Consider the following 23,510-nt stretch of genomic DNA (forward strand, 5'->3'; position numbering starts at 1 on the left):
CCCCGCGTTGTGGTTCGGCGAGGGCGGCTTGGTTCTAGTCGAGGAGGTGCAGCTGGTCCGGGGTGTCGAGGTCCTCGCCGCCGGAAAGGTCGCTGCAGTCCACAAGGTCGATCAGCTCCGGGTGGGCCTGCAGGAAAAGGCGTGCCCCGGCGTCGCCCGTTGCCGATTCCGCGGCTGGAGCGCGCAGGCCGGCATCCAGAAGCAGCGGATGTCCGCGGTGCAGCTTTCCTTCCGGGCCGCGGTAGGCGGCCGCCGTCACCCGGCCTGGCAGGTGGGAGGCCAGCAGCCGGGCGACGGTCGAAGCTGTCAGCCCCGGCTGGTCCACCAGCGCCATGAGCACGTGGTCCCCAGGGGCCGCCGCGGCAATTCCGAGCCGGAACGAGCTGCCCATTCCGGTGTCCCAGTCCGGGTTCTCGATGACCCGGTGCTGGCTGAGGTCGGTGCGAGACCGGACCCTTGCCGCGTTGGCCCCGAGCACAATCACCACTTCCCGGCAGCCGCCTGCGAGCAGCACGTCGGCCACAACTTCCACGAGGGAGCGGCCGCGGAACGGGAGCAGCGCCTTGGGTCCGAGTCCCAGCCGGGTGCCGGCGCCGGCGGCAAGCAGCACCGCCGTCGTGCCTGGGGTCCGGCTCGGGCTCACTGCTCCGCTGTCGCTCATTTGCCCACCCTAACGCCCCTAACACCGCGGGTCAGGCGTCGCCGCCCGCTCCGCCGGTGGTCCCGGCGTTGACGTCCAGGAGCTTGTACCGGTCCATCGCGTAGGCGGGCACGCCGCCGTCGACCTCCCCGCGCGAGGCCAGCAGCTGCAGGGTCTTCACCACAATGGAGTGGGTGTCGTTCTTGAAGAAGCGGCGGGCTGCGGCGCGGGTGTCGGAGAAGCCGAAGCCGTCCGCGCCGAGCGAGGCGAACTGGTGCGGCAGGAACTGGCGGATCTGGTCCGGGACGGCCTTCATGTAGTCGGTCACGGCCACGATCGGGCCGGTGGCGCCGGCGAGCTGCTGGGCCACGAACGGGACGCGGGCGGGCTGGCCGGGGTTGAGGAAGGCTTCTTCCTCGGCGGCGAGCCCGTCGCGGCGCAGCTCGGTCCAGGACGTGACGGACCAGACGTCCGCGGAGACGCCCCAGTCCTCGGCGAGGATCCGCTGGGCCTCCAAGGCCCAGGGCACCGAGACGCCGGAGGCCAGGATCTGGCTTTTTTGCCCTTCCAGGTCCGACGCCGACACCCGGTGGATGCCTTTCAGCACACCGTTGACGTCGAGGTTCTCGGGTTCGGCCGGCTGGAAGATCGGCTCGTTGTAGACCGTGAGGTAGTACATCAGGTTCCGGTCCGCGGACGCCGGGCCGTACATCCGTTCCAGGCCGTCCCGGATGATGTGGCCGATTTCGTAGCCAAAGGCCGGATCGTAGGTCAAAACGGCCGGGTTGGTGGCGGCCAGGATCGGGGAGTGGCCGTCGGCGTGCTGCAGGCCTTCGCCGGTCAGCGTGGTGCGCCCGGCGGTGGCACCGATGATGAACCCGCGGGTCATCTGGTCCGCGGCGGCCCAGAAGGAATCGCCCGTGCGCTGGAAACCGAACATCGAGTAGAAGACGTAGATCGGGATCAGCGGCTCGCCGTGGGTGGCGTAGGACGTGCCGGCGGCGGTGAACGCGGCCACCGCGCCGGCCTCGTTGATGCCCGGGTGGATCAGCTGGCCCTGGGCCGATTCCTTGTAGGCGAGGACCAGGTCCCGGTCCACGGAGAGGTAGCCCTGGCCGTCGGGGTTGTAGATTTTCGCCGTCGGGAAGAATGCGTCCATGCCGAAGGTGCGCGATTCGTCCGGAACGATCGGGACGATGCGGTGTCCGAATTTCTTGTCCCGGAGCAGGTCCTTGAGCAGGCGGACGAAGGCCATGGTGGTGGCGGCCCGCTGCTTCCCGGACCCGCGCTTGGCGACCTCGTAGGTTTTGGGATCGGGCAGCTCCACGGGCGTGTGGTCCGGGCGGCGTTCGGGGACGAAGCCGCCGAGCGCGCGGCGGCGTTCCATGAGGTACTGGATCTCGGGGGAGTCCATGCCGGGGTGGTAGTACGGGGGCCGGTAGAGGTCCGCTTCGAGCTGGTCGTCGGTGATCGGGATGCGCAGGTGGTCGCGGAAGGCCTTGAGGTCCGCGAGGGTGAGCTTCTTCATCTGGTGCGTCGCGTTGCGGCCCTCGAAGTGCGTGCCCAGGCCGTAGCCCTTGACCGTGTGGGCCAGGATGACGGTGGGTTTGCCCTTGAACTCGGTCGCGGCCTTGTACGCGGCGTAGACCTTGTTGTAGTCGTGGCCGCCGCGCTTGAGGTTCCAGATCTGGTCGTCGGTGAGGTCCTGGACCATTTCCTTGGTCTGCGGGGTCTGCCCGAAGAAGTGCTCGCGGACGAACGCGCCGGACTCGGCCTTGTAGGTCTGGTAGTCCCCGTCGACGGTTTCGTTCATGATCTTCACGAGCGAGCCGTCCTCGTCCTTGGCCAGCAGGTCATCCCACTCCCGGCCCCAGACGACCTTGATGACGTTCCAGCCCGCGCCGCGGAAGAACGCCTCGAGTTCCTGCATGATCTTCCCGTTGCCCCGCACGGGCCCGTCAAGGCGCTGGAGGTTGCAGTTGATCACGAAGTTGAGGTTGTCCAGCTTGTCGTTCGCGGCGAGCTGGAGCAGGCCGCGGGACTCGGGCTCGTCCATTTCCCCGTCACCCAGGAACGCCCAGACCTGCTGGTCGGAGGTGTCCTTGATGCCGCGGTTCTGCAGGTACCGGTTGGACTGGGCCTGGTAGATCGCGTTCATCGGCCCGATGCCCATCGAGACCGTGGGGAACTCCCAGAACTCCGGCATCAGCCGCGGGTGCGGGTAGGAGGAGAGGGCATGTCCTTCCTTGGACTTCTCCTGCCGGAACCCGTCCAGGTCCTCCTCGGAGAGCCGGCCCTCCATGAAGGCCCGGGCGTACATGCCGGGGGAGGCATGGCCCTGGAAGAAGACCTGGTCCCCGCCGCCGGGGTGGTCCTTGCCGCGGAAGAAGTGGTTGAACCCGACCTCGTACAGGGTCGCGGCCCCGGCATAGGTCGAGATGTGCCCGCCGACGCCGATATCGGCCCGCTGCGCCCGGTGCACCATCACCGCGGCATTCCACCGCAGCCACGCCCGGTACTTCCGCTCGATTTCCTCGTCCCCGGGGAACGGCGCTTCCTGGTCCACCGGGATCGTGTTGACGTAGTCCGTGGTGGTCACCATCGGAACGCCCACACTCTGCGCGCCGGCCCGCTGGAGCAGGCTGCGCATTATGTACTGGGCACGCTCGGTGCCCTGATCCTGAATCAGCGAATCCAGGGACTCCAGCCACTCGGCGGTCTCTTCCGGATCACGATCAGGCAGCTGGTTAGTCAACCCGCTGAGGATATGGGAGGTCTCTTCTCCTGCAGCCACGTCCAACCTCTTTTCGTCGTTGAATGGTCGGCTCAAGTTTTCATTCTGTGAGAAAACTTTCTTGCATTTCGAGATTATCTAGGCAGCGATCCGCGCGTCAAGACGGCCGGCCGGTCACAATTGGTGCCAAGGGGTCTCCGGCCTGGTGGCTGGCCGGCATTGCGGAAGGGAGCTCGGTCAGCCGCAGGGGCTGCGCCGCCGCGGGTGCGGCGGCGGGGTCGTGGCCCAGTCGGGCTAAGGCCGGTCTTGCCGCTTAATTGCATTCGTTGCGGTCGCCGTGCCGGCAAGCTTGGGTCCGGACAGGATCTCCTGCGGTCGCAGCCTGCGCCAGGCTCCGCAGATTCGAGGCTCAGCTGCCCCGGTAGGTGGAGTAGGCGAACGGGCTCAGCAGCAGCGGCACATGGTAATGGGCCTCCGACTCCGCTACGCCAAAGGTCAGGACCACTTCGGGGAAGAACGTCTCCGTGCCGCTGGCGGCGTAGTACTTTCCGGTGTCGAAGGCCAGACGGTAGGTTCCCGAGGGCAGCCGGTCCGGCCCCAGCTCCTTGATGCGTCCGTCCGCATCCGTGGCGCCCTCGGCAATCTGGACCCAGCGTTCGCCGTCGAGCACGTGGAGCGTGACCGGGACGTCCGCCGCAGGCTTGCCGGAGCCGGTGTCGAGTACATGTGTAGTGATGTGGGACATGCTCATCGGCCCATCAGTCCTTCAAGTCGGAGCACTGCGATCTCCCGCAACTGCTGGCCAATGATTGTCAGTTCTTCTTCCGGGGTGTGGGCGAGCCGTGTCGTGAGGGCGGCCAGGATCTCCTCGCGGCTGCGTCCGGCCGCGCGGATCAGGAACACGTGCCCGAACTTCTCCTCGTAGGCGCGGTTGCCCTCGGCCAGGGCCTTCGCGACGGCCGTGTCGGCCTCGCCGAGTCCGGCCTGTTCCGCCTGGGACAGCCTGGCTTCGGCGCTGTTTCCCTTGGCCCGCTCGCCGATCCGGGGGTGGTGGGCGAGGGCCGCGTCGAGCTCTTCCGGGGTGAACGGGCTGGCTGCGCCGTGTCCCGCCTCAAGCAGTGCTTCGAGGCTCGGGTAGGGCCGCTCGTCGGCGAGTTCGTCGATCCAGCGCTGGATATCCAGGCAGGGGCGCAGGGAATCGGCAGCCTCCGTGCGGCCGGCCGCGTTGAACTGTTCAAGGTGCATGAGGCAGGTCCTTGTGTTTCGATGCTGGCATCCACGGTGTAGGGCTATGCGGATATTTCATTCCGCATCATGGAACTGTTATTTCAGCATATGCAAAAAGTCAACCGTACCCACCGGCGGGTGTCAACTCCGGGCCGCCACCCGGCCGTCCCGCCGCCACCCGGCCGTCCCGCCGCCACCCGGCCGTCCCGCCGCCGTCCCGCCGTCCGCCCGCCCATCCGCTCCCATGCCCCGTCCGCCCAACCGCTCCCCACGTTAGTGTGGGGAGGGACCGATCCGCGGATGAAAGGCAGTGTTATGAGCGATCCGAATGAACCGAGCAACGATCCGGCCGGCCTGCGCGGGCCGGGCGACCCGGACGCCGTCGAGGCCTACCAGCCACACGCCGAACCCGGCCGGGCCGGCAGCATCCGGGAGGAACAACTGACCCAGGCCGCAGGGACGGTGCCCGCCGCCTATGTCGGTCCGGGTGATCCCGAGGCGGAGGATAAGCCGGAAGACGCCGCGGACGCCGGCCTGTGGGACGACGAGACCTAACCCCAGTGCTGGGTGCGGTGACAGCTGATTCATAGCTCCGGCATAGCTGGCGTGGCTAGCTTGGGCAACTATGGAAGAACGCACGCCACGGCAGCCCCGTTACCGCCACGCCGGCAGCGCGGGCTTCCGGCAGCGCTTCCGGGCGTTCCGCCGGACCCGCGCAGCCTTGGTGGCGCTGTGCGCCGCGGCTCTGGCGGTGGCGCTCGGTGCTGGCTCCTATTCCGCCGCGCAGACGCGTTCGACGGCGGCCCTCCAGGCTGCGGGCCAGTCGAACAGCCAGGCGTCGGTGACCGGGCTGAGCGGCCAGACGCCAGCGCCGGCAACGGCGCCGGCAACCGGGTCTGCAGCCGCTGCGGCGCCGGCTGCAGCCTTGCCGGCCGCAGCCGCGGGAGCCATCGACGCTGACCTGGACGGCGAGATCAACAGCATCATCGCCGCCAACCCTGGGTACCAGATCAGCGTCGCCCTCCTCGACCTGTCGGACGGCACGGACGGGACCGGTGATGTCCACGAATACGGTGTCCCGGCGGCATTCGTCGCGGCCAGCACTGCCAAGGTCCTGGCCGCCGAAGCCTACTACCACCTCGTGGAAGCCGGGGCCGCCTCCCTCGAGGATCCGCTCGGGGCCTACACCGCGGAATTCCAGCTGCAGGCAATGATCCAGCAGAGCGACAACGACTCCTGGTCATTGATCATGGACGCGGTGGGCCACGAGGAGCTGTCCGAGTACGCGGCCTCGATGGGTGTGGACTACAGCCCCGAAAGCAATACGCTCACCCCCGCGGACATGGCGCACATCCTGGCCGGTCTGTACTCCGGAACTCTGCTGGACCCGGAGGACACCTCGCAGCTGCTCTCCTATATGCAGGGCACCAACTACGAATCGCTCATCCCCGCGGCCGTCCCCGCCGGCATCACCGTGTTCCACAAGTACGGACTGCTGGGCGGGGAACTGCACGACGCCGGCATCCTCGCCAAGGACGGCAGCGCATACGCCCTCGTCGTCTACACCAAAGGTGAGGACCTGAGCAGCGTGCCCGAGCGGACGGAAATCATCCACCAGGTGACGGCAGCCGTGGCGGACGGGGCGGGCAGCCCCGACGGGGCGGCGTCGCTTTCGCGGTCCGGAGCGTCCGTCCGGCCGGCCGACGCATGGCGCGCAAGCCCCGGAGCGTCCGTCCGGCCGGCTGGCGGGGCCAGGGTCCTGGACCTACTTCGCCAGGAACCCCAGCAGGATCTCGTTGACTTCGGCGGCGTGGGTCCAGAGCATGCCGTGCGGGGCGCCCTCGATCTCCACGTACTCGGCGCTGGGCAGGGCCTTGGTGAACTGCCGGCCCGTGACGTCGATGGGCAGGATGTTGTCCGCGGTTCCGTGGACAATCAGCGCGGGGACGTCGATCTTGGGGATGTCGGCGCGGAAGTCGGTCAGCCAGGTCGGCTGGGCGGCAGCCGAGGCGGTGGGGCCGCCGGAGGTCGCGAGGTTCCAGCCGGCCCGCATGACTTCCTCGCTGAGCCGGGGCGTGCCGAGGAAGGTGTCGCTGTTGTAGAAGTTCTTGAAGAATTCGGTGAAGAAAGCGTAGCGGTCGGTCGTCACAGCCTCCAGCAGCCCGTCGAACACTGACTGCGGCACGCCGCCGGGGTTGTCGTCGGCCTGCAGGAGGTAGGGCTCCAGCGAGCCGAGGAACACCGCCTTCGCCACCCGGGCCGAACCGTGGGTGCCGAGGTAGCGGCCCACCTCGCCGGTTCCCATCGAGAAGCCCACCAGCACGGCGTCGTTCAGGTCCAGGGTGGTGAGCAGGGTGTCGAGGTCTGCGACGAAAGTGTCGTAGTCGTAGCCGTCGGTGGGTTTGCTGGACTGGCCGAAGCCGCGGCGGTCGTAGGTGATGACGCGGTAGCCGGCACCCAGCAGGGCCGTGGTCTGCTTCTCCCAGGAGGATCCGTCGAGCGGGTAGCCGTGGATCAGGACCACCGGCTGTCCGGCCCCGTGGTCCTCATAGTAGAGCTCTATGTCGGTGCTGTTCTCGGTTCCAACCTTGACGTAAGCCATGTCAGCGGTCCTCTCGGTACGGTTCGTATGTCAGTCCTTCGGGAGCGGCCCAGCGGTGTGCCACTGTACGGTGCCACTGTAGGGAACCAACGCAGCCCCGGCAACAGGGTGTTCCCCGGGGCCGCATTTGGCGGACTATACCCCTGGGGGTATAGTTATATTAAGGACCTACCAAAAGGAGAACCAGATGTGCCGACAGGTTGCATGCAAGAAGTGCGGTAAGACCACTTGGGCTGGCTGTGGCCAGCACGTCGATCAGGTCATGCGGGGCGTCAAGAGCGCCGACCGCTGCAAGGGTCACGAGGGTGAAGTCAGCACCAAGACCGGCTTCTTCGCCAAGCTCTTCGGCCGCTAAGACCGGTTCTCCAGCTGGACGCAAGGCCCCCGCTGCACATCGTGCAGCGGGGGCTTTGCCCGTTAAACAGCAGCGCCACCGTTGACGGCGGTGCTACGACAGGAGCGCGCCTGTGACAGCTTCCGTCAGCTCGTGGATCACGGCCAGGCGTTCCTCGCTTTCGCCGTCCTCGCCCCAGGAGTAGATGGCCAGGGTGTAGGAGCGCCCGCCGGACGTCAGGACGGCGGCGTCGTGGACATAGCCCTCCAACTCGCCGTACTTGTGCTGCACCGTGACGTCCGGGCCGACGGCGGCCGGAATGAGCCGCTCGTTGTTGGTCTGCTGCATGTAGCCGAGCAGTTCCTCCGTGTGCTCCGCGTTGAGCAGCTTCCCGGTGGACAGCTGCCGGAGCAGTAACGCCATTTCGGCCGGCGTCAGCATGTTCTGTTCCGGGTCGTAGCTGATCCCGATGGACGCTGCGTACTCGATCAGTCTGGGGTAGCCGATGTCCTGCATCAGCAACAGCCAGGAGTCGTCACTGCTGGCGTTGACCATCGCCTTGACCTGGAACGCGGCATCGAAGCTCCCCAGCGGCACGTCCAGCGACTTCTCGCCGGTCTCCACCAGATGGTAGTAGGCGGCCGCCGTGATGATCTTGGCGGTGCTGGCCGCCACGAACTCGGACCCGTCGCCGTAGCTGCGCGGCTCGCCGCCGCGGGTGTCCACCAGTGCGACGCCGATCCGGTAGCCGGAGTTCTCGGCCAGGATCCGCTGGATCTCGGCGTCGAGGTTGGCAGCCGGCTTGGCCTGTGGCTCCGGGGCATGCGTGCCCGGGGCGGCCGCTGGGTGCTCGGGCCGCTGGTCATGGGGGCCGGCGAGGAAGTCCGTCCCCGGGGCCGGACCGGTGCGGACGACGGCGAGCGTCACCAGACCCAGCAGCAGCAGGGCCGTGGACGCCCAGACCAGGAGCAGGTTCCTCCGGGTGTGGCGGGAATCGGAGGCCGGACCGGATGGTCCCGAGGTGTTCATGGAGCAGGACCTTTCACGTCACAAAGGGAGGGGTTCCTGCAATGTATGCCGGACCGCGGGGCATGTCCAAAGGCCGCGCGGGACAAGCCAAAGCTGAGGGCAAACTCCCAGCTGGGGGCGGGAACGGGCGTGGCTGGCACTGCGCTGGCACGGCGTTGACACTGCCCGCGGCGGAACCACCATTAGGCTGTCAGCTATGCCGAAAATTACTGTAAGCCTGCCGGACGCGACCCTGCGGGAGTACCTTCAGCCCCACCCCGACGTCACCGTCCTGGAGTGGGACCTGTCCGGGGAGCCGCCGCGGCCGCGCCTCGACATTGTGGTCCCGCCCTACATGGGCGGCACGCAGGTCCTGCGGGGCCTGGAGGCGGTGGAAACCGGACTCGTGCAGAGCCAGTCGATCGGATACGACGGCGTCGCCGACTCGCTGCCCCCGGGCCGGGTTTTCGCCAACGCCGCCAGCGTCCACGAAACCTCCACCGCCGAACTGGCCCTTGCCCTGATCCTGGCCAGCCAGCGCGAGCTCCCGCGGCTGCTGCAAAACCAGCAGGAGGGCCGCTGGGAGGCCCGGCCCACCGCCAGCCTCGCGGACCGGCGCGTGCTGATCGTCGGCTACGGCGGCGTGGGCAAGGCCGTCGAGGACCGTCTCCTGCCCTTCGAGACCACGGTGACCCGGGTGGCCAGCAAAGAACGGACGGACCCGCGCGGGCACGTCCACGGCATCGCCGAGCTGCACACCCTGCTCCCGGAGCACGACATCGTGGTCGTGGGGGTCCCGCTCAGCGACGCCACCCGCCACCTCATCGACGATGCTTTCCTGTCCGCCATGCCCGACGGCGCCCTGGTGGTCAACGTGGCCCGCGGACCGGTCGCGGACACCGACGCTCTGGTCCGGCACACCGCCACCGGCCGGATCCGCGCCGCCCTGGACGTCACCGATCCAGAGCCGCTGCCGCAGGACCACCCGCTGTGGCGGACCCCCGGCGTCATCATCAGCCCGCATGTGGGCGGGGACAGTTCGGCCATGCGCCCGAGGATGGGCCGGCTCGTGCAGCGGCAGATCGAGCTCATGCTGGCGGGCGAACCCCCGGCGAACGTCGTGCTGAACGGCTAGGGACCGGGCGCAGCCCCTGCCGCCGGCTACGGCCGGCGGGAAACACTCCCGCTGACAGCAAACTCCCAGTAAACGTCGCGGCAAAGCGGACGTAAACTGACCTTCGGATCACTCTGCTGTCACAAGGCTTGGAGTACGGATGCTCTGGAAACTGCTTGTCGAGTACCTGCGGCCGCAGCGGCGGCTGCTGCTCGCCGTCGTCGTCTTCCAGCTGGCGGCGTCCATCGCTTCGCTGTACCTGCCCACCCTGAACGCGGACATCATCGACCAGGGGGTGGCGCGCGGGGACACTGACTACATCCTGCGCGTCGGCGGCGTGATGCTGATGGTGACCCTGCTGCAGATCGCCTGCACCATCGCCGCCGTGTACTTCGGTGCGAAGGCCGCAATGGCGCTGGGCCGGGACGTGCGCGGGGCCATTTTCAGCCAGGTGGCGGATTTCTCCGAGCAGGAGGTCACCAGGTTCGGCGCCCCGAGCCTGATCACCCGCTCCACCAACGATGTCCAGCAGGTCCAGCAGCTGGTGCTGATGTCCGCCACGCTGATGGTCACCGCGCCCATGCTGAGCATCGGCGGGGTCATCATGGCCATCCGGCAGGACGTGCAGCTGTCCTGGCTGATCGCCGTCAGCGTGCCCGTGCTGCTGGTGGCCGTGGGGCTGATCATCACCCGGATGGTCCCGCTGTTCCGGCTCATGCAGACCCGGATCGACACGGTGAACCGCGTGCTGCGCGAACAGCTCACCGGCATCCGTGTGGTCCGCGCCTTCGTCCGTGAGGACGTGGAGACCGCCCGCTTCGCCAGGGCCAACGAGGACGTCACGGACACCGCGCTGCGTGCCGGCCGGCTGATGGCGCTCGCGTTCCCCACCGTGATGCTGGTGCTGAACGTCTCGTCCGTGGCCGTGATCTGGTTCGGCGCGTTCCGGATCGAGGACGGTTCCATGCAGGTGGGGACCATGATTGCGTTCCTGAGCTACCTCATGCAGATTCTTATGTCCGTCATGATGGCCACCTTCATGGCCATCATGATCCCGCGCGCGTCCGTCTCCGCGGACCGGATCGGCGCGGTGCTCGGGACCGAGTCCAGCGTCCGGCCGCCCGAGCATCCGGTCAGCAGCGCGGTGCGCCGCGGCGAGCTGGAGATGCGCGACGTCGGGTTCGCCTACCCGGGTGCCGAGGCCCCGGTGCTGTCCGGCATCAGCTTCACCGCCCGGGCGGGGCAGACGACGGCGATCATCGGGGCCACCGGTTCGGGCAAGACCACCCTGGTGAACCTCATGCCGCGGCTCTTCGACGCGACGTCCGGCTCGGTGCGGATCGACGGCGTGGACGTGCGGGAACTGCACCCGGACCTGCTCTGGGGGCACATCGGCCTGGTGCCGCAGAAGCCCTACCTGTTTTCCGGCACGGTGCGCAGCAACCTGCTCTACGGCAAGCCGGACGCCACCGAGGACGAGCTCTGGCGGGCGCTGAACATCGCGCAGGCGGAGGATTTTGTCCGGGAGATGGAGGGCGGGCTGGACGCGCCGATCTCGCAGGGCGGCACCAACGTCTCCGGCGGGCAGCGGCAGCGGATTGCGATTGCCCGGGCGCTGGTGAAACGGCCTGAGCTCTACATCTTTGACGATTCCTTCTCCTCGCTGGACACCGCCACGGACGCCCGCCTGCGGCAGGCGCTCCGGCAGCACACCGCCGGGGCCACCCTGGTGATCATCGCCCAGCGGGTGTCCAGCATCGTGGACGCGGACCAGATCCTGGTGCTCGACGACGGCAGGCTGGTCGCGCACGGCACGCACGAGGAGCTGCTGGAGACCTCGGGAACGTACCAGGAAATTGTGAACTCGCAGCTCGCGGCGGAGGAGGCGGTATGAGCAAGGTCGAGTCCCGGACGCCCGGAACCGGCACCGGAACAGCCGCCGGAACCGGCACCGGAACAGCCTCCGGAGCCGGCACTGAGGCTCCGCTGCGGATTCCGCGCCCCCGCGGCGGCCCCGGCCACGGCGGACCCTTCGCCGGGATGAACATCCCGGTCGAGAAGGCGATGAACTTCGGCCCGTCCGCCAAGCGGCTGCTGGGGGAGCTGCGTCCCGAGCGGCTGTGGCTGACGCTGGTCCTGCTGCTCGCCGTCGTGAGCGTGACGTTCTCGGTGATCGGGCCCCGGCTCCTCGGCGAGGGCACCAACCTGATCTTCGCCGGCGTCGTGTCCAAGCAGCTGCCGGCCGGGGTGAGCCAGTCCCAGCTGATTGCGCAGCTGCGCGCCGCGGGGGAAACCCAGAAGGCGGACATGCTCAGCGCCATGACGCTGACACCGGGCACCGGGATCGACTTCGCCGCGCTGGCCACCGTGCTCCTGTGGGCGCTGGTGCTCTACGTGCTGGCCTCGGCGTTCGGCTGGATGCAGGCGTACATCCTCAACGGCGTCGTGCAGCGCACCGTGTTCCGGCTGCGCGAGCGGATCGAGGCGAAGATCAACAGGCTGCCGCTGCGCTACTTCGACACCGTGCAGCGCGGCGAGCTGCTCAGCCGCGTCACGAATGACGTGGACAACATCTCGCAGAGCCTGCAGCAGTCCATCAGCCAGGCCGTGACCTCGCTGCTGACCGTGGCGGGGGTGCTGGTGATGATGGTCATCCTCTCGCCCACGCTGGCCATCATTGCGCTGGTGACGATTCCGCTGACCCTGGTGACCACGACGGTGATCGCCAAGAGATCGCAGAAGCTGTTTGTGGCGCAGTGGAAGAACACCGGCGAGCTGAACGGCCAGATCGAGGAGACCTACACCGGGCACGCGCTGGTGAAGGTCTTCGGCCGGCAGCGCGAGGTGGAGGAGCGGTTCCGGCAGAAGAACGCCGAGCTGTACGAGGCCAGTTTCGGCGCGCAGTTCATCTCCGGGCTGATCATGCCGGCCATGACGTTCATCGGGAACCTGGTCTATGTCGGGATCGCCGTGGTGGGCGGCCTGCAGGTGGCCTCGGGCGCGATGCAGCTGGGGGACGTGCAGGCATTCATCCAGTACTCGCGGCAGTTCACCCAGCCGCTGGCCCAGCTCGGCTCGATGGCGAACCTGCTGCAGTCCGGCGTCGCCAGCGCTGAGCGGGTCTTCGAGCTGCTGGACACCGAGGAGCAGTCGCCGGACCCTGTGGTTGCTGAGGCGCCCGCGGCGACGCGGGGGCGGCTGGTGTTTGAGGACGTGTCCTTTGCCTATTCGCCGGACAAGCCGCTGATCTCGGACCTGAGCCTGGTGGCGGAGCCGGGGCAGACCGTGGCGATTGTGGGCCCCACCGGGGCCGGGAAGACCACCCTGGTGAACCTGATGATGCGGTTTTACGAGCTCGACGCCGGCCGGATCACGCTGGACGGCGTGGACGTCACCGCGATGACCCGGCACGAGCTGCGCTCGCGGATGGGCATGGTGCTGCAGGACACCTGGCTGTTCGGCGGGACCATCCGGGACAACATCGCGTACGGCAGGCCCGGTGCCTCCGAGGCGGAAATTCTGGAGGCGGCGAAGGCGACGTACGTGGACCGGTTTGTCCGCTCGCTGCCGCAGGGCTACGACACGGTGCTCGACGACGAGGGTGGGAATGTCTCGGCGGGGGAGAAGCAGCTGCTGACGATCGCCCGGGCGTTTTTGGCCCGGCCGTCGGTGCTGATCCTGGACGAGGCGACGAGTTCGGTGGACACCCGCACCGAGGTGCTGGTGCAGAAGGCCATGAGCGCGCTGCGGAGCGACCGGACGTCATTCGTCATTGCCCACCGGCTCTCCACCATCCGCGACGCCGACCTCATCCTGGTGATGGAGGCCGGCCAGATCGTGGAGCAGGGGACACACGCTTCGTTGTTGGAGGCCGGCGGGGCTTACGCCGCGCTGTACGAGGCCCAGTTCGCGGCTCCTGTGGCTGAGGTTTAGAGAAAGAGCGCCCCGCAGCCGCAGGAAGCACATCCCTACAACCGGTGCGGATCTTCGGCGTACATTTGCAGCCGGATCTCCAGCGCTTCGGTCATGTGCCGGGCGGCGATGTCACCCGCCGTCGTCGCGTCCCCGTTGTCGATGGCCGCAACCAGGGCGTCGTAGTCGGCGAGCACCGCCGCCCAGCGTCCCGGGTGGGTCAGGGTGGTGAGGGTGTACCGGCGGACCTGCTGATCGAGGCCGGTCAGCAGGCGCATCAGCGAGGGGCTGTGGGCCGCGGACCAGATGAGGTTGTGGAACTGCCGGTTCGCATCGGCCAGCGCGCGGCCGTCGCCGGGGTCAAGGACGAGCATGCTCTGGTACTTGGTCCGCAGTAGCTTGATGTCCAGATCCGTCCGCTTCCGCGCCGCCTTGGCCGCTGCCGCTTCCTCCAGCACGATGCGCGACTCATAGATGTCCACGATCTCTTCAGCTGTGTGGGTCCGCACGGCGAGGATCTTCCCGCGCCGCTCCAGGAGTCCGTCCTGCTCCAGCCGTTGGAGTGCTTCGCGGACCGGTGTGCGGGAAGCGCCGTAGCGTTCGGTGAGCTTGACCTCGGTGAGGGTCTCCTCCGGGGACACCGCCGAACTCAGGATGTCCTCCCGCAGGCGGCTGTAGACCGACTTGTCCAACATGGCGCACGCTCCTCACCGGGACCCCGGACCTGCCGCACTGCGGCAACGCCAGAGGGTTCCCCTTGCCTAATTAGCAGTATACATTTGCATTCAATCGCGGTGCGGCTGACCGGACGGACGGCCGCCCCCGGACGCCCACCCCACATGAGGAGCGCGAATGGCAGCCGACGTCCTGCTGGTCCACGGAAGCATGCTCGGCGCCTGGTGCTGGGACGCGACCATCGCGGAACTCGCCGCCCTGGGCACCGAGGCAGCCGCCTTCGACCTCCCGGGACACGGCGACGACGGCACCCCGCGGGACACGGTGACCGTCGCCGACTACGTCGCCGCCGTGGTGAAGCACCTGGACGCTGCCCCCGAACCCGTGGTCCTGGCCGGGCACAGCATGGCCGGCCACCCCATCGCCGCCGCGGCCCTGCAACGACCGGACAAGGTCAGGCACCTGGTCTACCTCAGCGCCCAGGCACGGACGCCGGGACAGTCCTGGGCGGACACCCTGGACCCCGCCATCCGGGACACCTACGAGCAGGAAGCCGCCGAGCGCGGGGACGGCAGCTACGTCGTTCCGGAAACCGTGGTGGCCTCCCGCTGGCTGTCCTCGCTGGAGCCGGACGACCCCACGGTGCAGGCCATCCGCTCCCGGCTCACCCCGCAACCCGCCGGGCCCCTCTTCGAACCGTGGAACCTGCCCGCCGGCTCGCTGGCCAGTCTTCCCGTGACCTACATCTGGCCGGGGGAGGACCGGCAAAACACCGAACGGCGCATGCGCATGTCCCTGTCCAACCTTCCGGCCGACACCCGGCTGGTCACCATCAGCGGCGACCACTGCGCCATGCTGACCAACCCGAAGGACACCGCCGCAGCCCTCCACGGCGTCGCCGCCGGGCACCGAGACTGAACTCCGAAACTAGGCACCCGACGGCGGTAACAGCCCCGGCTCAGGCGACTGAGCCGGCCTTCCTGCCGAACACCGCGCCGGCCGCGAGGCCGCTTCCGCCCGGGTAGTTGCCGCTGAACAGCCCGCCCAGGGCCTCGCCGCAGGCCAGCAGGCCCGGGACGGGGGCGCCGTCGTTGTTCAAGACGCGTCCGAAGGTGTCCGTCTTCAGCCCGCCGAACGTGAAGGTTACCCCGCAGGTGACGGGGAACGCGTAGAAGGGGGCTGTTTCCAGCGCCAGCGCCCAGTTGCTCTTGGGCGGAACGACGGCGGCCGCCCGCCGGTCCTTGACGTTCGGGTCGAACGCCCGGCCGGTGTCGATGCCGGCGTTGTAGCCGGCAACCGTGAGTTCCAGCCCCGCCGGTTCGATGCCCGCACGCTCGGCCAGGGTGGCCAGGTCATCGGCGACGATGACCGAGACACCGGGCATCTCGTACTCCTCGGCGCGGAGCATGGGCCGGGTGGTGGCGTCGAACAGCTGGTACGCCACGGCTCCGGGCTGCTGCAGAACGTCCCGGCCGTAACGGGCGTAGGTGTAGTTGCGGAAGTCGGCTCCCTCGTCCACGAAGCGCTCGCCCGCCTGGTTCACCACGATGCCCAGCGGATAGCCGCCTCGGGTCAGCTGGTTGGTCAGTTCGAAGTTGCTCTCGTTCTCCGCGAAGCCGGCATCCCAGGCGACGCTGTGGCAGGTGGACCAGTCGCCGCCCTGCGCCGCGCCCGCGTCAAGGGCGGCGAGGATCATCTCGCCCGTGTTGCCGGGGGTGCCACGGACCTTCGCGTTCTGCCAGCCCTCGCCAAGGTAGCGGCGCCGCATCTCGGGATTGGCCTCGAAGCCCCCGGAGGCAAGGATGACGGAACCGGCCCGCACCTCTCCCTCTACGCCGTCGCCGTCGCGGTAGCGCGCGCCCACCACGCGCGAATCCTCGGCGATCAGGCCGGTCACGGCGTGGCCGTAGCGGACGCCGACGCCGGCGCGTTCGGCCGCCGCGGCGTGGTCCTCCATCAGGCCCTTGCCGCCGCCGACGTTGCCGACATGCAGGCCGCCCCAGAACAGGAACGATCCGTCCGGCCGGCTGTAGGCCTGGCGTTCGTACATCAGCCGGTACTTCAGCCCCTGCCGCTGCAGCCAGCGCAGGGTTCCGTTGCTCTCCTCCACCAGCACCCGGGAGAGTTCCGGATCGTTGCGTCCGCCCGAGACCTTCTCCAGGTCCGCTAGGTAGTTCTCCTGCGTGTAGGGCGGAACCTCCGTGACGGCGTGGCGTTCGTCGGGTTCGACGACGTCGATCAGGTCGTCCAGCCCGCCGTGCGGGATGCGGGTGGCGCCCGCCGTGTAGTAGCTGTTGCCTCCGGCGCGCTCCCGCTCGGCCTTCTCCAGCAGCAGGACCGAGCGGCCATTTTCCGCCGCGGCCAGTGCCGCCGTGAATCCGGCGTTGCCGCCGCCTACCACCAGAACGTCGACGTTCTCAATCATTGTTTTAGCTCCTGTCTATGTATGGATACGAATGTATACAACAGAATGCAAAGTGGCAAGAGGGTGCCGCACCATGACGCCCCGGGCGGCGCTAGGGTTTACCGAAATGCAGCAGGGAGCCCGACCGCATCCCGGTCGAGCTCCCTGCTGATCCCGTCGCGCCGCCGCTATGGGCGCGCTGTGGTCAGTTGGTTTTTGCGATGTAGACGTCGCACGGTGCGTTGTGGGCGACCGTGTTGGCCACGCTGCCCACGACCCGTCCCAAGCCCTGCATCCGGCGGTTTCCCACGACGATGACCTTGGCCTCGAGGCGTTCGGCCTCGCTGATGAGGACCTCGTGGGGTTTCCCGTGCGCGGCGGTATACGTGGTGGAGACGCCCGATGCACCCAGCAGCAATGCCACGCGCTGCGCCACCTTCGTCGCTTGGTCCGCGTCGGAGACGGTCCAGTCCTCGCCCGCGATCTCCACCACTTCGGTTTTGTCGCTCGCATACGCGGTGACGACGTTGAGGGTTGCGCCCATGGCCGAGGCCAGGTCCGCGGCGGTACGCGCGGCCCGCATGGCTGTTTCTGATCCGTCGACGCCGACGATGACGATGCCTGACACTGGTCGAACTCCTTTTTTAGTCACTCATGGCGGTGCTCCCGGATGCCCCGCGGGCACCGGGTGACCATGCAGGGGGTTTACGGCGCAGGGATCTCCTGTGCATCGATGTACATCTCGATCCGGATGTTCTTGGCAACTTCCAGGTGGGCGCTGGCGATCTTGCCGGCGCGGTCTGCGTCCCGGTCGCGGATGGCGGCGACCAGTTCCTCGTGTTCCTTCAGCACCTGGTTCCAGCGGGCCGGCGTGGCCAGGGTGGTGCCGGGGTAGCGGATGAAGTGGACCAGTATGCGGTCCAGCAGATCCAGCAGCGCCGCGCTGTGGCTCGCCGCCCAGATGCGCTCGTGGAAGGTGCGGTTCACAGCGGCCAGCTGGGCCGCGGTGGCCTCTTCGAACTTCAGGTCCACCATGCTCTGGTGGGCGCGTTCGATCAGCATCAGGTCCATGTCCGTGTGCCGCAGGGCGGCCGTCTTGGCGGCGGCCTCCTCAAGGAAAGAGCGCACCTCGTAAAGGTCCAGCATCTCCTCGGGCCGGTACTCCCGGACCTGCATGCGGGAGCCGATCCGTTCGACGAGGCCCTCAGTTTCCAGGCGGCGTAGGGCCTCCCGGATGGGAGTGCGAGACACGCTGTACTTCTTGGCGAGCGCGGTCTCCACTAGCTGGGCCTTCGGGGGGAACTCCTGGGCAATGATGGCGTTGCGAATCATCAGGTACGGACTCATGAGTGCCGGATTGCTCATCGCTGGTCTCCTCCTCGTGGCAGCCAAAGTTGTGAACATCAGGCGGTCCTGATTGAACTCACCATACAGTCGATGACCATTTTAACACACGGTATACATTCGCCGCATTCAGTAAACATCGGGTGAGGCGCGGCATGTCGCCAATGTCACGATTCGGTAACTAGTGTGTGCCGGCCCACATTTTTGTTGATCGTTCTCAGCAAACGGTATACATTCGAGCAAAAGCGCGGACAATTTCATGAAACTGTACCGAAAGTCATGCAACGATCGACCGCTACCAGTGACGGTACGCAGTCAGTATTGAGGAGACACCATGACCAGCCCTACCGGCACGGTCCAATTGGGGGAACCGGACTCCCCCCTCGCATCGGTAACCCAGGTTCCGGCGGCACTGGTTCGCGGCGGGACCAGCAAGTGCTGGATCTTCCGCCAGAGCGACCTGCCAGCGGACACCGCGGATGTAGAACGGCTGCTGATCCGCACCTTCGGCTCGCCGGACCTTCGTCAGATCGACGGCGTCGGCGGCGCGTCCTCCACCACCAGCAAGGCGATCATCGTGGACGACCTGGCGGCGGCGGAAGGCGTTGTGAACTACCGCTTCGCCCAGGTGGCGATCGACAACCCGTCGGTGGAGTGGGACAGCAACTGCGGCAATTGCGCCACGGGCCTGGGCCTGTACGCGCTGCACGCCCGGCTGGTGGCGCCGGCCGACGGCGTCTCCCGGGTCACCATCGTCAACACGGTCACCGGGCTCAGCCTGGTCTGCGAGGTTCCCACCCCCGGACGGGAAGTCCCCACCTATGGCGCGCGGCAGATCCCGGGGCAGTACTACCCGGGCGTGCCGGTGGACATCATCTTCGAGAGCAGCAGTTGGACCAGCTTCGAGACGGAGATGCCCACCGGCAACCCCATCGACGAGGTCACCGTCCAGGGCCGTACCTTCCACGCCACCCTGATCGACGCCGGAGCGCCGGCGGCGATTTTCGATCCCCGCGACTTCGGCTTCACCGGCCAGGAAAGCGCGGAAGAACTCGAGCAGCTGGTCGACATGGCCCCCGCACTGCGGGCCGCGGCCGCGAAGGTCATGGGCATCCCCAGCCACCTGACCTCCATTCCCAAGGTGGGCATCGTCGGTCCGCCGCCGGCCGGAGAAACCGGGGTCTCGGCGCGAATGATCTCCATGGGCGCACTGCACCCGGCCATCGGCCTTACCAGCGCCGTCGCCATCGCCGCCGCCTCCGGACGCGCCGGTTCCGTCGTCGCGAACTGCGCGGTTGCCCAGCCGGACCATAGCGGCGAAAACACTTTGGCGATCCATCTTCTGAACGGTGCCACCAAGACGGCACTGGACGCAGCGGTTCCCACCAAAGTCGCATTCCAACGGTCCGCCAGGGTCATCAGCGAAGGAACAGTGCTCGTCCCCGGCGACTGACCGGGCGGCAGGCTTACATTCACAAGGACGTGTCATGAAAATCAGCATCCAGAATTTGCAGCTCAAGTACGGCGACTTCGTCGCCATCGAGAACCTCAACCTAGACATCGGCGACGGCGAGGCCCTGGTTCTCCTGGGCCAGTCCGGCTGCGGCAAGACCAGCACCATGCGCTGCCTTGCCGGCCTGGAAGAACCCAGCTCCGGCCGGATCATCATCGACGACGTCGTGGTGTTCGATTCGGAAAAGGGCATCAACCTGCCGCCGAACAAGCGCAACGTCGGCATGGTCTTCCAGTCCTACGCCGTGTGGCCGCACATGACGGTCTTCCAGAACGTCGCGTACTCCCTGAAGGTGCAGCGGCTCTCCAAGGCCGAAACGCAGGAACGGGTGATGGATGTTCTTACCATGGTGGGCTTGGAGAAGTTCGCCGACCGGGGCGCCAGCCTCCTCAGCGGTGGCCAGATGCAGCGCGTGGCCCTGGCCCGCAGCCTGGTGATGCGCCCCAGTGTGCTGATGCTGGACGAGCCGTTGTCCAACCTGGACGCCCGCCTCCGTGACCGCCTCCGCGTCGAACTCCGCGAGATCCAGCTGCGCCTCGGCCTGACCTGCGTCTACGTGACCCACGACCAGCACGAGGCCTTCGCCCTGGCGGACCGCATCGCCCTCCTCCAGGGAGGCAAGATCGTACAAATCGGCGGCCCGCGGGAGATGTACGAGACCCCGGCCAGCGCCTCGATCGCCCACTTCCTGGGCGTCTCGAACGTCATGGACTGCGAGGCTGTGCCGGCCGCGGACGGATCCGCGTCCGCCAAGGTTGCCGGGCATGACCTCACCGTGCACTCCACCCAGCGCGCCGCCGCGGCGTCGCAGCAAATGAAGGTCTGCATGCGCGCCGAAGACCTCCAGATCAGCTCCCGGCCCACGACGGCGCCCAACGCCTGGCAGGGCAAGGTCATGGTGGCCGGCTTCCAGGGCAACGACGTGCGCTACGCCGTCGAACTGGAGGGCGGGCTGGAACTGGACGCCCTCGGCACCATCAAGCGGGGCGAACAGCACGAGGTCGGGGACTCGGTCTGGGTCACCATCGACCCCTCGCAGGTCCAGATCCTCCCGGCGGAGGTGCTGGTATGAGCCTCAAGACCCCGCTGGCGGACCCCGCCATCACGGCCAGCCCCGTCCCCGTCGCCTCCCGCGGCACCAAGGCGCTGGGGAACCTGCGCAAGAGCACCCCCGCCATGATCATCATCGCGATCCTGTCCGTGCTGGTGCTGCTGCCGCTGGCGCTGGTGCTGCTTGCGGCGTTCTCCGACGCCGTTCCCCGCCCGGGCAACATCTCCCTGGGTGGGCTGACGCTGGACAACCTGATGCTCCTGGCCAGCCCGGAAGCCCTCGGAGCCCTCGGCAACTCGCTCATGGTGGGCGCCGGATCGGCCGTGGTGGCACTGGTCATCGGGGCGTTCCTGGCCTTCGTCTGTGCCCGCACCGACGCGCCGCTGCGCAAGTTCATCTTCTTCATTGGCATGGCCCCGATGTTCATCCCCGCCCTGGTGGGTGCCCTGGCCTGGTCGCTGCTGTCCTCCCCGAGCGCCGGCTACCTGAACATCCTGCTCCGCGACCTCGGCATCGACTTCATCATCAACATCTACAGCCTGCCGGGGCTGATCTTCGTGCTCGGGATCTTCTACGCCCCATACGCGTTCCTGCTGATGCACAGCTCGCTTTCCATGATGAACGCCGACCTCGAAGAGGCCGCCACGGTCCACGGGGCCACGCTGAAGACCATGCTGCGCACGGTCACGCTGCCGCTGGCACTGCCGGCCGTCCTCGGGTCTGCGATCTTGGTCTTCGCCCTGACCATGGAGAACTTCCCGGTGGCCCAGGTGATCGGCAACCCGGCCGGCATCGACACCCTGCCCACCTACATCTACCGCCTGATGAGCGCGACGCCAGCCAAGAGCAACCAGGCGGCCAGCATCGCCATCGTCCTGACGGCCGCGCTGCTGATCATCACCGTGATCCAGCAGCGCATCATCAACAAGCGCAAGTTCACCACGGTGACCGGCAAGGGCAACCGGCCGCGCCAGGTCCCGCTGCGGAAGCTGCGCTGGCCGTTCACCATCATCGCCCTCGCTTACTTCGCCGTCGCCGTCGTCCTCCCGATGCTCGCGCTGCTGGCAGCGTCCATGCAGGCCACGCCGTTCGTGGCCTCCATCTCCCAGCTCTTCGAGACCGGGGCGATGAGCTTCGCCAAGCTCGCCGACGTGCTGGGCTCCCACGATTTCCAGCTCGCACTGCGCAACAGCGTGATGGTGGCCGTCTTGGCCGCGATCGCGGGCACCACACTGAGCTTCATCGCCTCCTACGTCCGCTACCGGACCAAGTCGCGCGGCGGCCAGCTGATCGAGCTGATCGCGATGACGCCGCTGGCGGTTCCGGCCATCGTCATGGGCATCGGCCTCCTCTGGACCTGGCTGCTGCTGCCGGTTCCGGTCTACGGAACGCTGGCGATCCTGGCGATCGCCTGCGTGGCGGTCTTCCTGCCGCAGGGTTACCGGGGCATCTCGGCGTCGATGCTGCAGATGGACCAGGATCTGGAGGATAGCGCCGTCATGCTCGGTGCGCGGCGGGCCAAGGCGATCGTCTCGGTCACCCTCCCGCTGATGCGCGTCGGCATCACATCCTCGTTCCTGCTGTTCCTTATGCTCTCGATGAGGGAGCTCAGCGCCTCGATCTTCCTCTTCACCTCCAACACCCGGATCCTCTCGATCCTCGTGTTCGACAACTTCGACAACGGGCAGAGCCAGGCCGCCGCGGCCGTCAGCGTGCTGTACATCGTCGTGATCGCCGTCCTGGCGGTGATCGCCCAGAAGGTGGGCGCCGACCGCAAGCTGGACAGCACCAAATAACGCTTCCCAAACCACATCATTTGAAAGGGTCTAAACAATGAAGTTAGCGTCCAAAATCCCCCTGCTCGGCCTCGGCGTCGTCCTCTCGCTGAGCATGGCCGCCTGCGGCGGCTCCGCCCAGGGCAACAGCGTGGTCACCGCCACGGCCGAGGTGAAGACCGACGACGGTCTGGTCATCAACGGCGAGAACATCGCGGACAAGGCCACCTATGACAAGGCCAAGACCCAGACGCTGAGCCTGTATTCGGGCTACACGGAGTCCTCCGAGAGCGCCCTGGTGGCGGCCTTCACCAAGGACACCGGCATTAAGGTCAACGTGGTGCGCCTGACGCCGAACAAGCTCGCCGAGCGCGTCCAGTCCGAGCAGGGTGCCGGCAAGCTGGGGGCGGACGTCATCCGCACGTCCGACTACCGCATCGCCAAGACCCTGGAGGACGCAAAGGTCTGGAAGGCCTACGACGTGCCGGGCGCCTCGCAGTTCAATGACGTCTCGATCGACGGCGGACAGTTCACCCGCATGTTCAACTCCGTCTACACCCTCGGGTACAACACCCAGCTGGTCAAGGAAGCGGACGCGCCGAAGTCCTGGGCCGACGCCGTCGGCGGCAAATGGCAGGGCAAGCTGGGCATCGTCCAGGGCGGCTCCGGCGGCAGCACCGCGTCCTTGAGCCGGTTCATGGAATCGAAGATGGGCTCGGATTACTTCGCCAAGTACGCGGCGCAGAAGCCCACCATCTATGACTCCCTTGGCGCCGAGGCCACCGCGCTGGCCCGCGGCGAGGTGGCGGTGGGAACCGTGACCATCAGCGGCACCAACATCTCCGCCGTCCAGGACAAGGCCCCGGTGAAGTTCATTGTTCCGGATGAGGGCTTGGTGGCCTACGACTACTACCTGGGCATGGCGGGCTCGGCCACGAACGTTGAGGCGGCCAAGGTGTTCATGAACTACAACCTGTCCAAGCAGGGCCAGAAGGTTTTCGCACAGCTGGGCGAATACCCGGCCCGCACCGACGTTGAGCCGCCCACCATCATGGGTATCAAGCTGCCGGCCGCCGACTCCGGCAAGGTCTACCGGATGGCGAACTCCGACGCGACCACCTTCGGCAAGGACGACCTGGCCAAGTGGAACAAGGTCTTCGGCTACAGCAAGTAACCC

At 67.5% G+C, this 23,510-nt stretch carries 21 protein-coding genes and 1 pseudogene; 11 read left to right on the forward strand and 11 right to left on the reverse strand.

Annotated features, from left to right (window positions below; genetic code table 11):
- Positions 1–34: 34 nt before the first annotated feature.
- The 4 genes from nboR to uraD all read right to left on the reverse strand — a co-directional run bounded on the left by nboR (position 35) and on the right by uraD (position 4,619).
- Positions 35–661: a nicotine blue oxidoreductase gene (gene nboR / locus AC1MFL_RS11120; RefSeq protein ID WP_479809727.1), complete on the reverse strand. Its 627-nt coding sequence runs from the start codon at positions 659–661 to the stop codon at positions 35–37.
- A 31-nt stretch (positions 662–692) separates the two neighbouring features.
- Positions 693–3,434, reverse strand: a complete 2,742-nt coding sequence (aceE, locus tag AC1MFL_RS11125; RefSeq protein WP_479815431.1) for a pyruvate dehydrogenase (acetyl-transferring), homodimeric type — start codon at positions 3,432–3,434, stop codon at positions 693–695.
- A gap of 349 nt (positions 3,435–3,783) precedes the next feature.
- Positions 3,784–4,125, reverse strand: coding sequence for a hydroxyisourate hydrolase (gene uraH, locus AC1MFL_RS11130; RefSeq protein WP_479809729.1), 342 nt, complete (start codon positions 4,123–4,125; stop codon positions 3,784–3,786).
- The gene (gene uraD, locus AC1MFL_RS11135; protein ID WP_479809731.1) at positions 4,122–4,619 is read right to left on the reverse strand and encodes a 2-oxo-4-hydroxy-4-carboxy-5-ureidoimidazoline decarboxylase; all 498 of its coding nucleotides are present in this window, start codon (positions 4,617–4,619) and stop codon (positions 4,122–4,124) included. The genes uraH and uraD overlap by 4 nt, the downstream gene beginning before the upstream one ends.
- A 297-nt stretch (positions 4,620–4,916) precedes the next feature.
- Here uraD and AC1MFL_RS11140 point away from each other — a divergent pair, with 297 nt between their 5' ends.
- Entirely contained in the window at positions 4,917–5,156 is a 240-nt protein-coding gene (locus tag AC1MFL_RS11140; protein WP_479809733.1) for a hypothetical protein, read from the forward strand.
- Positions 5,157–5,372: 216 nt separating this feature from the next.
- On the opposite strand, the gene AC1MFL_RS11145 is transcribed toward AC1MFL_RS11140, so the two are convergent.
- Positions 5,373–5,588 (reverse strand): hypothetical protein, encoded by a 216-nt coding sequence (locus AC1MFL_RS11145; protein ID WP_479815617.1) that lies wholly within the window; start codon positions 5,586–5,588, stop codon positions 5,373–5,375.
- Between AC1MFL_RS11145 and AC1MFL_RS11150 the strand changes: the two are divergent.
- Positions 5,527–6,108, forward strand: a pseudogene (locus AC1MFL_RS11150) (serine hydrolase); the annotation flags it as partial. The gene AC1MFL_RS11145 and the pseudogene AC1MFL_RS11150 sit on opposite strands and share 62 nt — an antisense overlap.
- Positions 6,109–6,366: 258 nt before the next feature.
- On the opposite strand, the gene AC1MFL_RS11155 reads toward AC1MFL_RS11150, so the two are convergent.
- On the reverse strand, positions 6,367–7,203 hold the full coding sequence (locus AC1MFL_RS11155) for an alpha/beta fold hydrolase (protein WP_479809735.1): 837 nt from the start codon (positions 7,201–7,203) through the stop codon (positions 6,367–6,369).
- 187 nt (positions 7,204–7,390) lie between these two features.
- Here AC1MFL_RS11155 and AC1MFL_RS11160 point away from each other — a divergent pair, with 187 nt between their 5' ends.
- A complete protein-coding gene (locus tag AC1MFL_RS11160; protein WP_192815714.1) occupies positions 7,391–7,558 on the forward strand; it encodes a hypothetical protein in 168 nt (55 codons plus the stop codon).
- A 93-nt stretch (positions 7,559–7,651) separates the two neighbouring features.
- On the opposite strand, the gene AC1MFL_RS11165 is transcribed toward AC1MFL_RS11160, so the two are convergent.
- A complete protein-coding gene (locus AC1MFL_RS11165) occupies positions 7,652–8,566 on the reverse strand; it encodes a serine hydrolase (protein ID WP_479809737.1) in 915 nt (304 codons plus the stop codon).
- A gap of 196 nt (positions 8,567–8,762) precedes the next feature.
- Between AC1MFL_RS11165 and AC1MFL_RS11170 the strand changes: the two genes are divergently transcribed.
- The 3 genes from AC1MFL_RS11170 (at position 8,763) to AC1MFL_RS11180 (ending at position 13,592) form a co-directional block, all read left to right on the forward strand.
- Positions 8,763–9,680, forward strand: coding sequence for a 2-hydroxyacid dehydrogenase (locus tag AC1MFL_RS11170; RefSeq protein WP_479809739.1), 918 nt, complete (start codon positions 8,763–8,765; stop codon positions 9,678–9,680).
- Positions 9,681–9,819: 139 nt separating this feature from the next.
- Entirely contained in the window at positions 9,820–11,553 is a 1,734-nt protein-coding gene (locus AC1MFL_RS11175) for an ABC transporter ATP-binding protein (protein ID WP_479809740.1), read from the forward strand.
- Positions 11,550–13,592 (forward strand): ABC transporter ATP-binding protein, encoded by a 2,043-nt coding sequence (locus AC1MFL_RS11180; protein WP_479809742.1) that lies wholly within the window; start codon positions 11,550–11,552, stop codon positions 13,590–13,592. Before AC1MFL_RS11175 ends, AC1MFL_RS11180 begins: the two co-directional genes overlap by 4 nt.
- Positions 13,593–13,627: 35 nt before the next feature.
- Here AC1MFL_RS11180 and AC1MFL_RS11185 read toward each other — a convergent pair whose 3' ends face one another.
- Positions 13,628–14,266, reverse strand: coding sequence for a GntR family transcriptional regulator (locus AC1MFL_RS11185; RefSeq protein ID WP_479809744.1), 639 nt, complete (start codon positions 14,264–14,266; stop codon positions 13,628–13,630).
- Positions 14,267–14,423: 157 nt separating this feature from the next.
- Between AC1MFL_RS11185 and AC1MFL_RS11190 the strand changes: the two genes are divergently transcribed.
- Positions 14,424–15,164, forward strand: a complete 741-nt coding sequence (locus AC1MFL_RS11190) for an alpha/beta fold hydrolase (protein ID WP_479809746.1) — start codon at positions 14,424–14,426, stop codon at positions 15,162–15,164.
- A gap of 40 nt (positions 15,165–15,204) precedes the next feature.
- On the opposite strand, the gene tcuA is transcribed toward AC1MFL_RS11190, so the two are convergent.
- The 3 genes from tcuA to AC1MFL_RS11205 form a co-directional block, all read right to left on the reverse strand.
- Positions 15,205–16,671 (reverse strand): FAD-dependent tricarballylate dehydrogenase TcuA, encoded by a 1,467-nt coding sequence (gene tcuA / locus AC1MFL_RS11195; RefSeq protein WP_479809748.1) that lies wholly within the window; start codon positions 16,669–16,671, stop codon positions 15,205–15,207.
- Between the two features lie 184 nt (positions 16,672–16,855).
- Positions 16,856–17,278, reverse strand: a complete 423-nt coding sequence (locus AC1MFL_RS11200) for a universal stress protein (RefSeq protein WP_479809750.1) — start codon at positions 17,276–17,278, stop codon at positions 16,856–16,858.
- 77 nt (positions 17,279–17,355) lie between these two features.
- Positions 17,356–18,015, reverse strand: a complete 660-nt coding sequence (locus tag AC1MFL_RS11205; protein WP_479809752.1) for a GntR family transcriptional regulator — start codon at positions 18,013–18,015, stop codon at positions 17,356–17,358.
- Positions 18,016–18,328: 313 nt separating this feature from the next.
- Between AC1MFL_RS11205 and AC1MFL_RS11210 the strand changes: the two genes are divergently transcribed.
- Genes AC1MFL_RS11210 through AC1MFL_RS11225 form a run of 4 tightly spaced genes read left to right on the forward strand, consistent with a single transcriptional unit; the run spans position 18,329 to position 23,507 of the window.
- Positions 18,329–19,447, forward strand: a complete 1,119-nt coding sequence (locus AC1MFL_RS11210) for a PrpF domain-containing protein (RefSeq protein WP_479809754.1) — start codon at positions 18,329–18,331, stop codon at positions 19,445–19,447.
- 34 nt (positions 19,448–19,481) lie between these two features.
- On the forward strand, positions 19,482–20,579 hold the full coding sequence (locus AC1MFL_RS11215; protein ID WP_479809756.1) for an ABC transporter ATP-binding protein: 1,098 nt from the start codon (positions 19,482–19,484) through the stop codon (positions 20,577–20,579).
- On the forward strand, positions 20,576–22,354 hold the full coding sequence (locus AC1MFL_RS11220; protein WP_479809758.1) for an ABC transporter permease: 1,779 nt from the start codon (positions 20,576–20,578) through the stop codon (positions 22,352–22,354). The genes AC1MFL_RS11215 and AC1MFL_RS11220 overlap by 4 nt, the downstream gene beginning before the upstream one ends.
- A gap of 37 nt (positions 22,355–22,391) precedes the next feature.
- Positions 22,392–23,507 (forward strand): ABC transporter substrate-binding protein, encoded by a 1,116-nt coding sequence (locus AC1MFL_RS11225; protein WP_479809760.1) that lies wholly within the window; start codon positions 22,392–22,394, stop codon positions 23,505–23,507.
- Positions 23,508–23,510: the final 3 nt, after the last annotated feature.

Source organism: Arthrobacter sp. BG3 (assembly GCF_056680185.1).

Bases quoted from the DNA above. Each gene is read 5' to 3' on its own strand.
- uraH (WP_479809729.1), bottom strand. From the start codon at position 4,125: ATGAGCATGTCCCACATCACTACACATGTACTCGACACCGGCTCCGGC.
- uraD (WP_479809731.1), bottom strand. From the start codon at position 4,619: ATGCACCTTGAACAGTTCAACGCGGCCGGCCGCACGGAGGCTGCCGAT.
- AC1MFL_RS11190 (WP_479809746.1), top strand. From the start codon at position 14,424: ATGGCAGCCGACGTCCTGCTGGTCCACGGAAGCATGCTCGGCGCCTGG.
- AC1MFL_RS11225 (WP_479809760.1), top strand. From the start codon at position 22,392: ATGAAGTTAGCGTCCAAAATCCCCCTGCTCGGCCTCGGCGTCGTCCTC.
- AC1MFL_RS11165 (WP_479809737.1), bottom strand. From the start codon at position 8,566: ATGAACACCTCGGGACCATCCGGTCCGGCCTCCGATTCCCGCCACACC.
- AC1MFL_RS11205 (WP_479809752.1), bottom strand. From the start codon at position 18,015: ATGAGCAATCCGGCACTCATGAGTCCGTACCTGATGATTCGCAACGCC.
- AC1MFL_RS11180 (WP_479809742.1), top strand. From the start codon at position 11,550: ATGAGCAAGGTCGAGTCCCGGACGCCCGGAACCGGCACCGGAACAGCC.
- AC1MFL_RS11155 (WP_479809735.1), bottom strand. From the start codon at position 7,203: ATGGCTTACGTCAAGGTTGGAACCGAGAACAGCACCGACATAGAGCTC.
- AC1MFL_RS11175 (WP_479809740.1), top strand. From the start codon at position 9,820: ATGCTCTGGAAACTGCTTGTCGAGTACCTGCGGCCGCAGCGGCGGCTG.
- AC1MFL_RS11185 (WP_479809744.1), bottom strand. From the start codon at position 14,266: ATGTTGGACAAGTCGGTCTACAGCCGCCTGCGGGAGGACATCCTGAGT.
- AC1MFL_RS11220 (WP_479809758.1), top strand. From the start codon at position 20,576: ATGAGCCTCAAGACCCCGCTGGCGGACCCCGCCATCACGGCCAGCCCC.
- AC1MFL_RS11210 (WP_479809754.1), top strand. From the start codon at position 18,329: ATGACCAGCCCTACCGGCACGGTCCAATTGGGGGAACCGGACTCCCCC.
- AC1MFL_RS11140 (WP_479809733.1), top strand. From the start codon at position 4,917: ATGAGCGATCCGAATGAACCGAGCAACGATCCGGCCGGCCTGCGCGGG.
- nboR (WP_479809727.1), bottom strand. From the start codon at position 661: ATGAGCGACAGCGGAGCAGTGAGCCCGAGCCGGACCCCAGGCACGACG.
- AC1MFL_RS11160 (WP_192815714.1), top strand. From the start codon at position 7,391: ATGTGCCGACAGGTTGCATGCAAGAAGTGCGGTAAGACCACTTGGGCT.
- AC1MFL_RS11215 (WP_479809756.1), top strand. From the start codon at position 19,482: ATGAAAATCAGCATCCAGAATTTGCAGCTCAAGTACGGCGACTTCGTC.
- tcuA (WP_479809748.1), bottom strand. From the start codon at position 16,671: ATGATTGAGAACGTCGACGTTCTGGTGGTAGGCGGCGGCAACGCCGGA.
- AC1MFL_RS11170 (WP_479809739.1), top strand. From the start codon at position 8,763: ATGCCGAAAATTACTGTAAGCCTGCCGGACGCGACCCTGCGGGAGTAC.
- AC1MFL_RS11145 (WP_479815617.1), bottom strand. From the start codon at position 5,588: ATGATGCTGTTGATCTCGCCGTCCAGGTCAGCGTCGATGGCTCCCGCG.